This is a genomic window from Catellatospora sichuanensis (assembly GCF_007483665.1).
Lineage (GTDB): Bacteria > Actinomycetota > Actinomycetes > Mycobacteriales > Micromonosporaceae > Catellatospora > Catellatospora sichuanensis.
This window is the reverse complement of the sequence record NZ_VIQO01000014.1, coordinates 1-11,659: the sequence shown is the minus strand read 5'-3', so window position 1 is coordinate 11,659 and position 11,659 is coordinate 1. Positions and strand designations below refer to the sequence as shown.

The window sequence follows — 11,659 nt, the reverse complement described above, 5'->3', positions numbered from 1 at the left end:
CGATGCTAGTGCCTTCCTGTGACGCCGGCACCTGCCGCGTCCGACCGAAATGGACGGTGCGGCACCTCGGGCGTACGGGGGACGGGCAGACAGGCGCCAGGGTGCTTCAATGCCTCATATGTCGTTCTCCTCCACCCTCGCGGCGATCGACGGCTGGCTGGCCGAGTACGCGCCGCTGACCCTGCGCGACCTGCCCCCGCCCGCGACAGCGGCGGAGCTGGCGGCGGTCCGAGCGCAGCTCGGCGTGGACCTGCTCAAGGACGTGGAGGAGCTGCTGCGCTGGCACAACGGGGCCGGGCGGGCCAGGCCGCCGTTCTGCCTGGCCCCGGGTTTCGCCTTCCTCGGCACGGCCGACATGGTCGCCATGTCCCGGCGGCGCATCGCCGAGGACGCGGACCGGCCCATGTGGCGCAGCTGGAACCGGCAGTGGCTGCCCGTCGCCTCCGGCAGGCGGGGCTCGTGCCTGGCCGTGGACCACGCCGAAAGCGACACCCACGGCAACGTCGTCATCTCCTCCACCGACGACGGTCGCGACGGCCCCAGAACCTGGCCTGACCTGGGCGCGCTGCTGTCGCGCAGCTACCAGGCCATGCGGTACGGCAACCCGTTCATGAAGTCCCGGCGGACCGTGCTCCACGGCAGACTCGACTGGGAGGAGGCCTGACGGAGTACGGACGCCATCGCCCGGCGACTGCGCAACGGATTTGGCCCGCCTACTCGCGCAGTCGGCTGCGCACCGCCTGCTGCATGACGAGTTCGGTGCCGGTCTGGAGCAGGTACGGCTCCACGCCGCCGTACCGCTCTTCGAGGTGCGCCAGGGTGTGCAGCATCGGCTGCGACGAGCAGCCTTCGGTGCGCGCGTAGTCGTCGGCGATCAGTCCGTTGTCGACCCCGGCGAGCCGCAGCAGCAGCGCCACCAGCACGCCGGTGCGGTCCCGGCCGGCATGGCAGTGCACGACGACCGGTCCCGGCGGGGCCTCGGCCACGGCGCGCACCGCCGTGCCGATGCGCTCGCGGTTGTGGTCGAGCATGGGCGCGTACGTGTCCGGCGGCGGGACGTAGTCGAGCACGTCGTTGAGCATCGGCACGTGCCGGTAGACGGGGTCGGCGGCGAACGGGCTCGGCCGCCCCTCGACCTCCCAGGACCACCGCAGGTCGACGACGCGGCTCACCGCGCCGTCGCGGGCGGCTTGGACGGCCGCCACCGGCAGCCGGTCGTGGTGGCCGGTCCGCCACAGTGCGCCGGGGCGGATGCGCCCGCCGTCGGTGGTCGGCAGTCCGCCGAGGTCACGCGCGTTGCGGCAGGCTGACCAGTCGAGACTCATCGGTGCGCCCTCCGGGTCGTGCAGGAATGCCCGGCGGGCCCTGCCATTTCGCGATGGTAGTGCCCGCCGGACGGAGTCGGCTCAGCGCTGGATGGACTTGGTCTCCAGGTACTCCTCGAGCCCGAACCGGCCGAATTCGCGGCCGTTGCCGGATTGCCGGTAGCCGCCGAACGGGGCCAGTGCGTTCCACTCCGCGCCGTTGACGTCGACCTGTCCGGCGCGCAGCCGCCGGGCGACGGCCAGGGCGTGCTCCGGCTCGCCGAAGACACCGCTGGTCAGGCCGTACATCGTGCTGTTGGCGATGGCGACGGCGTGGTCCTCGTCGGCGTACGGGATGATCGTGAGCACCGGTCCGAAGATCTCCTCCTGGGCGACGGCGGAATCCGGGTGGACCCCGGCGAGGATCGTCGGCCGGGCGTAGGCGCCGTCGAGGCCCTCGGGCCGTCCCGGGCCGCCGAACACGAGCTTCGCGCCGTCGGCGATGCCGCGCTCGATGTACCCGTCGACCTTGCGCCGGTGCTCCTCGGAGGCCAGCGGCCCGAGCCGGGTGGTCTCGTCGGTCGGCACGCCCACGGTGTACTGCGCCGCGGCCGCGACCGCCAGCTCGACGATCTCGTCGTGGCGGGCCGCCGGGACCAGCATCCGCGGCCACGCGCCGCAGACCTGGCCGCTGTTGGCGAAGGCCATCATCACACCCTTGTCGACGGCCTTGGCGAGGTCGGCGTCGTCGAGGAGCACGGTGGCGCCCTTGCCGCCGAGTTCGAGCGCGACCCGCTTGACGGTCTGCGCGGCGACCGAGGAGATCCGCCGCCCGGCCCGGGTGGAGCCGGTGAACGAGATCATGTCGATGTCGGGGTGGGCGGAGATCGCCTCGCCGACGACGTCGCCGGTGCCGTACACGACGTTGAAGACTCCCGCAGGCAGGCCCGCGTCGGCGGTGACCTCGGCGAGGATGCGTGCGGTCAGCGGCGCGACCTCCGACGGCTTGAAGACCATCGTGTCGCCTGCGATCAGGGCGGGCGCGAGCTTCGAGACGATCTGCTGCAGCGGGAAGTTCCACGGCGTGATCGCGCCGACGACGCCGATCGGCTCGCGGACGATCAGCGAGTTGCCGATCTGCTCGGTCCAGGCGAAGTCCGTGGCCAGAGCGGCGAACGAGTTCGCCACGGCTACCGGGAAGCCGATCTGGGCGGTACGGGACATGGTGATGGGCGAGCCCATCTCGGCGGTGATCGTGACGGCGATCTCCTCGGCACGGGCCTGCAGGCCCTCGGCGATGCGCTGCACGACGGCGGCCCGCTCGGCCGGGTCGGTGGCGGCCCAGCCGGGGAAGGCGGCCCGCGCCGCGGTGACGGCCTGGTCGACGTGCGCGGAGGTGCCGGCGGGCACCTCGGCGACGACCTCGCCGGTCGCCGGGTTCGTCACGGGGATGGTCTCGCCGGAGCCGGTGACGGTCCGGCCGCCGATCCAGTGGCCGATCGAGGTGGGTGCTGGGTTGTTCATGGTTCGACTGTGGCCGCCTCCGACGGTCGTAACCAGGCACAACCTGTCCGTGGCTGAGCGGGGCGGACCGCGCCACGATCATTCCTGGCCTGTGACCCTCGTTGCCGACGGAAACACCCCCGGCCAGGGCTTTGTTGGCAAGATCAGAGGAACGGAGCAGCGTGATGCAACGTGATCGACTCGCCGAATTCCTCCGGACCCGGCGTGAGGCGCTGCAACCGGAGGATGTCGGACTGCCCCGTGGGCAGCGCAGACGCACCGGGGGTCTGCGCCGCGAGGAGGTCGCGGCGCTCAGCGGCATGTCGACCGACTACTACAGCCGCATCGAGCAGCAGCGCGGCCCGCACCCGTCCGAGCAGATGCTCGCCGCGATCGCCCGGGGCCTGCGGCTGTCGCTGCAGGAACGCGACCACCTGTTCCGCCTCGGCGGCCACGCCGTGCCGCGGCGGGTCCTGCGGGCCGACCACATCAACCCCGGCATGATGCGTATCTTCGACGGCCTCGGCGAAGCCGCCGCACAGGTCGTCAGCGACCTCGGCGAGACGCTGAAGCAGACCCGGCTCGCCGTGGCGCTGCTGGGCGACGAGACCGCGTACACCGGGCTCGCCCGCAGCCTGCACTTCCGGTGGTTCACCGACCCGGCGACTCGGGCGCTGTACGACACGGACGACCATCCGGTGCACAGCCGCCAGCTCACCGCGGACCTGCATCGCGCCTACACCCGCGACGGAGGGCGGGGGCGCGCGGCCGCCATCGCCGACGCGCTGCTGCACAGCAGCCCGGAGTTCGCCGACCTCTGGCGCGGCCATCCCGTCCCCGGCCCGTACTGCGTCGCGAAGCGGATCCGGCATCCGCAGCTCGGCCCGATCGAGCTGCACTGCCAGACCCTGCTCGACCCGGACCAGTCCCAGTCGCTGCTGGTCTACACGGCCACCCCGGGCAGCGAGAGCTACGAGAAGCTCCAACTCCTGTCGGTCACCGGCAGCCTGCCCACCGCCGAGCAGGCCGCCGCCTCTGTCACGTGATCGCCGAACGGGCTCACCCCGCGGGTTCGGCGGGAATGAGGCCGTGTTCGTGGAGCCAGGCGAGCAGGTGCTCGGCGAGCTCCTTCGGGTGCTCCAGCTGCGGGACGTGGCCGGAGTCGAGCTCGACATACGTCCAGTGGGGCAGGCGGGCGGCGACCGCGCGGGCGGAGCCGATCGGGACATGCCGGTCGTGTACGCCGTGGGTGAGCAGCACCGGCATGCGCAGCGACTCCATCGCGCGCCAGTAGCCGTCGGGGCGGGCCAGCAGCCGCAGCAGCGACCGGCTCGCGCCGAGGTAGGCGGCGGCGCGGCGCGGGTTGGCCGCGGTCATCTCCTCGTCCAGGGCGACCGCGTCGACGATGACCTGCTCCGGCACCCGCGACGAGTCGGCGCAGGTCATCGCCAAGGTCTCCTCGATGCGCCGCCGGGCCGGCACGGTGGCCAGCCGGCGCCGCATGGCCCAGCCCGCAAGGCCCGGGACGAGGTTGACCAGGAACAACCGGCGGATCTGCGGATCGATCTCGACTTTCGGGGCGATCGGCACGCTCGGGTCGATCAGCGCCAGCCCACGCACCGCGTCCGGGGCGGCGGCCGCGGTCAGCGTGGACACCATGCCGCCCATAGAGTTGCCGACCAGCACCGCGGGCTCGCCCACGACCTCGGTCAGGTAACGCCGCAGCAGCTCGGCATTGGCGGTGACCGTGGTCGGTCCGGCCGCCGCGCCCGTGCGGCCGAACCCGGCCAGATCGAGCGCCGTGACCCTGGCGTACGGCGTCAGCAGCGGCGCGATCCGTGTCCAGTTCAGGTGCGAACCGCCCAGCCCGTGCACCAGCACGACCGGCGGCGTGTCGGGCCGGCCGCCGAAGTCGACGTGGTGCACGGGTCCGCCGAGGTCGACGTACGCGCTCTTCATGGTCAGCTCCGCTCCCCGCTGTACTTACGCAGCTCGCGCTTGGCCAGCGAGGCCTTGTGGACCTCGTCGGGGCCGTCGGCCAGTCGCAGCGTACGCGCGCCGGCCCACATGTGCGCCAGCGGGAAGTCCTGGCTGACGCCGCCGCCGCCGTGCACCTGGATCGCCTTGTCGATCACCCAACCGGCCATCTCCGGCACGACGATCTTGATCGCCTGGATCTCGGTGTGCGCGCCCTTGTTGCCGACCGTGTCCATCAGCCACGCGGTCTTGAGCACCAGCAGCCGGGCCTGCTCGATGCGCACGCGCGCCTCGGCGATCCACTCGCCGACCACGCCCTGCGCCGCGAGGGGCTTACCGAACGCGACCCGCTCGGTCGCCCGCCGGCACATCAGTTCGAGGGCCCGCTCGGCCATGCCGATCAGGCGCATGCAGTGGTGGATGCGCCCCGGTCCGAGCCGGGCCTGCGCGATGGCGAAACCTTCGCCCTCGCCCGCGATCAGGTTCGACGCGGGCACCCGCACGTCGGTGAAGGTGATCTCGGCGTGGCCGCCGTGCCAGCCGTCGTCGTAGCCGAACACGTGCATGCCCCGCTTGATCTCGATGCCCGGCGTGTCCCGGGGCACCAGGATCTGGCTCTGCTGGCGGTGCCGGTCGGCGGACGGGTCGGTCTTGCCCATCACGATGAAGATCTCGCAGCGCGGGTTCATCGCACCCGACGACCACCACTTGCGCCCGTTGATCACGTACTCGTCGCCGTCGCGCTCGATGCGGGTGGTGATGTTGGTGGCGTCGGAGGAGGCGACCTCGGGTTCGGTCATGCAGAACGCCGACCGGATCTCCCCGGCGAGCAGCGGCTTGAGCCAGCGCTCCTGCTGTTCGGCGGTGCCGAACATGGTCAGCACCTCCATGTTGCCGGTGTCCGGGGCGTTGCAGTTGATCGACTCCGGGGCCAGGTGCGGGCTGCGCCCGGTGATCTCCGCCAGCGGCGCGTACTGCAGGTTGGACAGCCCCGCGCCGAGCGGGTGGTGGGGCAGGAACAGGTTCCACAGGCCGCGCTTGCGGGCCTCGGTCTTCAGCTCCTCCATCACCGGCGGCGTGGTCCACGGCGGGATCTCGCCGAGCTGGTGCTCGGCGATCGCCTCGGCCGGATACACGTGCTGCTCCATGAAGTCGAGCAGTTCCGCGCGCAGCTGCTCGGTGCGCTCGTCGTACGAGAAGTCCATGGTGCTACGCCTCCTGCAGCGTCCGTTGACCGAGCTTGATCAGATGCGGGACCATCGCGCCCACGCGGTCGAAGCCTTCGCCGACCGTCTGCCCGGCGAGGTACCGGTAGTGGATGCCCTCGAGGATCCCGACGAGCTTGTAGTGCGCGAACGCGACGTACCAGGGCAGCTCCGAGAGGTCCGCGCCGCGCCGGGCGGCATACCGCGCGGCCATCTGCGCCGACGTCGGGAACACCCCTGGCGGCGGGGCCTCGCCGAACAGGCCGTCCATGACCGGCTCGGTCCACATGCGCCAGTAGCACAGGAACAGGCCCAGGTCGGCGAGCGGGTCGCCGATGGTGGCCATCTCCCAGTCGAGCACCGCGACGATCTGGTCGCCGGGCCCGACGATGCAGTTGTCGAGGCGGTAGTCGCCGTGCAGGATCGACACCTGCGCGGACTGCGCGGGCATCCGCGCCACGAGGTCGTCGTGCAGCTCGGCCAGGCCGGGCAGCTCGCGGTTGTGCGAGTGCTGCAGCTGGGTGCTCCAGCGGCGCAACTGCCGGGCCAGATAACCTTCCGGCTTGCCGAAGTCACCGAGCCCCACCGCCGACGGGTCGACCGCATGCAGGTCCGCGAGCACGTCCATCAACGCCAGCGAGAGCGAGCCGACGCGCTCGGCGCCCAGGGTCGCGGTCTGTCCGGCGGTACGCCACACCGTCCCGTCCACGTGTTCCATCACGTAGAACGGCGCCCCGATCACCTCGGGGTCCTCACACAGCGCCACGGTGCCCGGCACCGGCACCCGCGTCCCGCCCAGCGCCGAGATCACCCGGTACTCCCGGGACATGTCGTGGGCGGTGGACAGCACGTGCCCGAGCGGGGGGCGGCGCACCACCCAGCGCTGCGCGTCGTCGGCGACCCGGTAGGTCAGGTTGGACTTGCCGCCGGGGATCAGCTCCCCGGTCAGGTCGCCGCTGACCAGCCCGGGACGCACCCGGTCCAGGAAGGACCGCAGCGCGGACAGGTCGAGTCCCTTGGGATCGGTCACGCCCTCACCTCGCTGCGCTCGGCTCCGTCATGATTGACGATGCCGCTGATTCGCTCGCTGCGCTCGCTCATGGCCGCACCACCAGGCGGCCGACGGTCTCGCCCGCACCGAGGCGGGTCAGGCCGCCGACGGCCTCGTCGAGGCTGAGCACGCCGCCGATCAGCGGCTGGACCACCCCGTCGGCGGCCAGGCCGCACAGCTTCTCGTGCGCCTGCACGACCAGCGCCGGGTCGAGCTGCCGGTACAGGCCCCAGTGCACGCCGACGATCGAGTAGTTCTTCACCAGGGCGTGGTTGAGCCCCGGCGTCGGCACGGTGCCGCCCGCGAAGCCGACGACCAGGATGCGGCCCTCGAACGCGACGCACTTGGCGGAACCCGTGTACGCGTCGCCGCCCACCGGGTCGAAGATCACGTCTGCGCCGCGACCGCCCGTGGCCGCCTTCACCGCGGCGATGAAGTCCTGCTCGCGGCGGTCGATCACCAGGTCGGCGCCGAGTTTGGCGGCGACGTCGGCCTTCGCGGCCCCGCCGACGACCGCGATCACGGTCGCGCCGGCGGCCTTGCCGAGCTGGATCGCGGCGCTGCCCACGCCGCCCGCGCCCGCGTGGATCAGCAGCGTCTCGCCCGGCTGCAGCCGCGCCCGGCGGTGCAGCGAGAACCAGCCCGTCTGGTACGCGATATGCATCGCCGACGCCTGCACGTCGTCCAGCGCGGCCGGGGCGGGGAACGCGTCAGCGGCCTCGACCAGCGCATACTCGGCGAGGGCACCGGAGGGCAGCGCGGTCGTGCCGATCACCCGGTCGCCCTCGGCGAAGCTCGTGACGTCGGCACCGGCGGCGACGACCTCTCCGCACAGCTCCACTCCGGGGGTGAACGGCAGCGGCGGGCGCACCTGGTACTGCCCCCGCACCAGCAGCACGTCCGGGAAGTTCAGCGCAGACGCGCGCACCCGTACCAGCAGCTGGCTCGGGCCTGGGGTCGGGACCGCGGTCTCGACCAGGCTCATCACGTCGCCCGGCTCGCCGTTGGCGGCAACCTGCCAGGCCCGCATCACGGCGGCCATCAGAGGTACATCCGGGAGACGGTCTCGGCGACGCAGACCGGCTTGTCGCCGCCCTCGCGTTCGATGGTGACCTGCGAGGTCAGCTGCACGCCGCCGGTGACGTCGTCGACCGACAGCAGCTTCACCGTCGCGCGCACCCGCGAACCGACCGGCACCGGGGAGGGGAAGCGCACCTTGTTGGTGCCGTAGTTGACGCCCATCTTCACGCCCGGCACCCGCAGCGCGTCGCCGGCCAGGAAAGGGATGAGCGACAGCGTCAGGTATCCGTGCGCGATGGTGGTGCCGAACGGTCCGGACGCGGCGCGGGCCGGGTCGGTATGGATCCACTGCAGGTCGCCGGTGGCCTCGGCGAACATGTCGACCCGCTTCTGATCGATCTCCAACCACTCGCTGGTATTGACGACGGTGCCGACGGCGGCACGCACGTCGGCCAGGGAGGCGAAGGCCATGACTTGTCCCTTCCACGGTGAAGGCTGGCGAACTAAGTAAGCGCTTGCTTAGGATGCCGGTATGGAAGGGTGCTGTCAACGCTTCACCCAGAGCCGTGGAGGACCCCGATGAACACCGCCGCCGCCGACCTCGACGAGGTCGCGATGCTGGAGCGGGCCTGGCACGACGTCAGCCCGGCCCCCGCCCGGCGGCTGCTCATCGCCGCCGTGCAGGCCTTCGCCGAGCGCGGCTACCACGCCACCACGACCCGGGACATCGCCACGCGGGTCGGCATGAGCCCCGCCGGCGTGTACGTGCACTACCGCTCCAAAGAGGAGCTGCTGCACCGCATCTGCCTGGTCGGGCACCGGCACTCGCTGGTCGCCCTGCGCGCCGCGGCCGCCCGCAGCGACGACCCCGTGCAGCAGCTGCGCGACGTCATCGGCGACTTCGCCGCCTGGCACGCCCTGTTCCACACCCCGGCCCGCGTCATCTCGTACGAGCTCAACGCCCTCGCCCCGGAACACCTGACCGAGATCACCGCGCTGCGCCACGAGATGGACCTGCTGGTGCGGGCCACCCTGGAACACGGCGTGCGGCAGGGCGTCTTCGACGTGCCCGACATCCCCGGCACGGGCCTGGCCCTGCTCTCCCTGACCGTCGACGTGGCCCGGTGGTACCGCACCTCCGGCCGCCGCGCCCCCGAGGACATCGGCGCGCTCTACGCCGACCTCGCCGTACGCATGGTCCAGGCCCGCTGACCGGCCGATCAGCGGTGCAGCAGGGCGATGGCGTCCTCGGCCCGACCCTGCTTCACCAGCAACTCCGCTAGCAGCGCCGTATTCGCGCTGGGCTCGCCCGCCGAAGGGGACAGCAGCTCGATCGCTTCGTCGATGCGTCCCGCCCCGGCCAGCAGACGCGTCGTGGTCCCAGCCAAGTACCAGGCTTCGGAGTCGGGGTGAGCACGGAGTTCCGCTATCGCCTCGTCCACCTGTCCGCAGCGTTCGAGCACGTAGACGCGATTCAAGAAGTACTCCGAGTCCATCAACCCGGGCCCTGCGAACTCGTCTATGAGAGCAAGTGCCTCCTCCGCCCGGCCCTGGTCCACCAGCAGCGTCGACATCTGGCGCAAGAGCCAGTCGGCGGCGGTCGGGATCGAGTTCGCGGCCGTGCGCAGTACGGCCACGGCCTCGCCGGTCCGGTCGTGTCGAGCCAGCAGATCCGCGAGGTACGAGGCCGCATTCGGGTCGCCCGCGGCGAGCGGCCTCAATTGCGCGGTGGCGTCGTCGAGCCGTCCCTGCTGCTCCAGGACCTCGGCCAGACGATATGCCGCGTTCTCGCCACCCGGCGCAGCAGCGAGTTCGCGCAGCCGGGCCGACCGGCCGTGGCGGGCGAGCAGGTCGGCAAGCTGTTCGACGTGATTGACGTAGATGACGTCATCGCGGTGGTAGTACGACTCCAACAGCTTCACGGCCTCGTCCACGAGTCCCTGGCGCTCCAGCACGGTGGCCATCAGCTCGACATGTTCCATCTCGTGGCCCCAGCCACGACCGCGTTCGGGCTTACCGACGTGCGGGCGCAGCAGCTCGATCACCTCGGCGTCGCGACCCAGGCCGGCGGTCAGGTCGACCAGCGCGCGGGCCGGATACCAGTCCGCGACGTGCGGGCCGAGCAACGCGAACACCTCGTCGACGCGTCCCTGCCGAGCAAGCAGCGCCGCCAGCTTGTTGCGAGCGAACCGGTCTCCCGCCTCGGCGTACGGGCGGACCAGCGCGACCGCCTCCGCCGTGCGCCCGCGCTCGTCGAGTATGGCCGCGACGGTCCGCACCGCCTCCCACCAGCCGGTGTCGATAAACGGCCGAAGCAGGTCGACCGCTGCGTCCACCCGATCCTGGTCGACCAACGACTGCGCGAGGGCCCTGGCGCACCACCATTCACCGCGCCCCGCAAGCCGCCGCACCTCGTCGAGGTGTCCGTGCTCGATGAGCAGTGACACCACCGAAGCCGGAATCCAGTCGTCATGGCTGTGGAAACGTCGGTCCAACTCGTCGGCATGCATGACGCGGGAATATAGCGGCCACGGGCGACACCGCCAGGGGCTCAGACCGGCGGGTGCTCGGCCAGCCACGTCGCCGCGCGGCGGGCCGACGCGCGGGACAGCCACGCGTCCTGCACCAGCTCGGCCAGCTCCCCGCGGGTGATCTCGCCGACCCGGCTCGCCCGCAGCAGCACCGACGGGTGGCCATTGAAATGGGCCGTGGTGAAATACGGCGACGACTCGTCCTGGACCATCGCCTGCTTGTCGGCGTCGGAGCCGACCCAGAAGACGATGACGTCGGGATAGCGCTCGCCGGTGTCGGGGTCGAACGCGTCGGGCCGGGGATTGCGGAAGAACACGAACGACTTGCCGCCCACCTGGTAGACGGGGTTCTCGCCAGACCCGTACTCGACGGTCACATGCGGCATGGCCAGGGCCAGCTCGTGCACGTCGTCGACCCGGGCGGGCCGCTCGCCATCCTCGGACACGTCTTCGAGCATATGCCCGCGGCCTGTCTGTTGGACGTGCGCCGGACCGCCGCGACAGGATACGAGGATGCGTTCTCGAACTGCCGGGATGTGGTGGGGCACCGCGATCGAGGCACCCGATCCCGCCGCGCTGGCCCGCTTCTACGCTGAACTGCTCGGCTGGCCCGTCGTCCACGAGGAGCCGGGAACGGCGATCGTCGCCCCGCCGCAGTCATCGGTCTACCTGGTGTTCCAGCAGGCCATCGACTACCGGGCGCCGGTCTGGCCGCCGGTCGACGGGGCGCAGCGCCCGATGATGCACTTCGACTTCCAGGTCGGCGACCTCGACACCGCCGTCGCCGATGCACTGGCCCTGGGAGCCACGCTCGCCGCGACCTCACCACAGGAAAACGTGCGGGTGCTGCTGGATCCGGCCGGGCACCCCTTCTGCCTCTGCCTCGACGAAGCCTGACGCAACTTGGGCAAAGGCCGAGGCGTCTCCGTTGGACGTGCGCCAGCGTCTCAGACTTCCTGTATTTGTCTATGTGTTTCAGACATTCCGGGTGGGGCGTGGCCGTGTCGTGCCGGTCCGAAGTCTGCGGGTAGGCAGATGACGGGGGTGGCGTGGACGTGGTGGAAGCCG

General features: G+C 71.4%; 13 protein-coding genes. 4 read left to right on the top strand and 9 right to left on the bottom strand.

Going from position 1 to position 11,659, the window contains the following annotated elements:
* Window positions 1–118: 118 nt before the first annotated feature.
* On the top strand, window positions 119–664 hold the full coding sequence (locus FLL47_RS26720) for an SMI1/KNR4 family protein (RefSeq protein WP_186315928.1): 546 nt from the start codon (window positions 119–121) through the stop codon (window positions 662–664).
* A gap of 49 nt (window positions 665–713) precedes the next feature.
* Here FLL47_RS26720 and FLL47_RS26715 read toward each other — a convergent pair whose 3' ends face one another.
* A complete protein-coding gene (locus FLL47_RS26715) occupies window positions 714–1,325 on the bottom strand; it encodes a tyrosine-protein phosphatase (RefSeq protein WP_144123468.1) in 612 nt (203 codons plus the stop codon).
* Window positions 1,326–1,406: 81 nt separating this feature from the next.
* Window positions 1,407–2,828, bottom strand: coding sequence for an aldehyde dehydrogenase family protein (locus tag FLL47_RS26710; RefSeq protein ID WP_144123466.1), 1,422 nt, complete (start codon window positions 2,826–2,828; stop codon window positions 1,407–1,409).
* Between the two features lie 164 nt (window positions 2,829–2,992).
* Between FLL47_RS26710 and FLL47_RS26705 the strand changes: the two genes are divergently transcribed.
* Window positions 2,993–3,853: a helix-turn-helix transcriptional regulator gene (locus FLL47_RS26705; RefSeq protein WP_144123464.1), complete on the top strand. Its 861-nt coding sequence runs from the start codon at window positions 2,993–2,995 to the stop codon at window positions 3,851–3,853.
* 13 nt (window positions 3,854–3,866) lie between these two features.
* Here the strand turns inward: FLL47_RS26705 and FLL47_RS26700 are convergent, their stop codons facing one another.
* The 5 genes from FLL47_RS26700 to FLL47_RS26680 form a co-directional block, all read right to left on the bottom strand.
* Entirely contained in the window at window positions 3,867–4,766 is a 900-nt protein-coding gene (locus FLL47_RS26700) for an alpha/beta fold hydrolase (RefSeq protein ID WP_144123462.1), read from the bottom strand.
* A 2-nt stretch (window positions 4,767–4,768) separates the two neighbouring features.
* On the bottom strand, window positions 4,769–5,989 hold the full coding sequence (locus FLL47_RS26695; RefSeq protein WP_144123459.1) for an acyl-CoA dehydrogenase family protein: 1,221 nt from the start codon (window positions 5,987–5,989) through the stop codon (window positions 4,769–4,771).
* Window positions 5,990–5,993: 4 nt separating this feature from the next.
* Window positions 5,994–7,019 (bottom strand): phosphotransferase family protein, encoded by a 1,026-nt coding sequence (locus FLL47_RS26690; RefSeq protein WP_144123457.1) that lies wholly within the window; start codon window positions 7,017–7,019, stop codon window positions 5,994–5,996.
* 67 nt (window positions 7,020–7,086) lie between these two features.
* Window positions 7,087–8,082: an NADPH:quinone oxidoreductase family protein gene (locus FLL47_RS26685; protein WP_246158670.1), complete on the bottom strand. Its 996-nt coding sequence runs from the start codon at window positions 8,080–8,082 to the stop codon at window positions 7,087–7,089.
* Window positions 8,082–8,531: a MaoC family dehydratase gene (locus FLL47_RS26680; RefSeq protein WP_144123456.1), complete on the bottom strand. Its 450-nt coding sequence runs from the start codon at window positions 8,529–8,531 to the stop codon at window positions 8,082–8,084. The genes FLL47_RS26685 and FLL47_RS26680 overlap by 1 nt, the downstream gene beginning before the upstream one ends.
* A 108-nt stretch (window positions 8,532–8,639) precedes the next feature.
* On the opposite strand from FLL47_RS26680, the gene FLL47_RS26675 reads away from it, so the two are divergent.
* A complete protein-coding gene (locus FLL47_RS26675) occupies window positions 8,640–9,272 on the top strand; it encodes a TetR/AcrR family transcriptional regulator (RefSeq protein WP_186315927.1) in 633 nt (210 codons plus the stop codon).
* A gap of 8 nt (window positions 9,273–9,280) precedes the next feature.
* Here FLL47_RS26675 and FLL47_RS26670 read toward each other — a convergent pair whose 3' ends face one another.
* Entirely contained in the window at window positions 9,281–10,570 is a 1,290-nt protein-coding gene (locus tag FLL47_RS26670; protein WP_222106206.1) for a tetratricopeptide repeat protein, read from the bottom strand.
* A gap of 41 nt (window positions 10,571–10,611) precedes the next feature.
* Window positions 10,612–11,037, bottom strand: a complete 426-nt coding sequence (locus tag FLL47_RS26665) for an MmcQ/YjbR family DNA-binding protein (protein ID WP_222106205.1) — start codon at window positions 11,035–11,037, stop codon at window positions 10,612–10,614.
* A gap of 67 nt (window positions 11,038–11,104) precedes the next feature.
* On the opposite strand from FLL47_RS26665, the gene FLL47_RS26660 reads away from it, so the two are divergent.
* Window positions 11,105–11,488 (top strand): VOC family protein, encoded by a 384-nt coding sequence (locus FLL47_RS26660; RefSeq protein WP_222106204.1) that lies wholly within the window; start codon window positions 11,105–11,107, stop codon window positions 11,486–11,488.
* The last annotated feature ends 171 nt before the right edge of the window (window positions 11,489–11,659 follow it).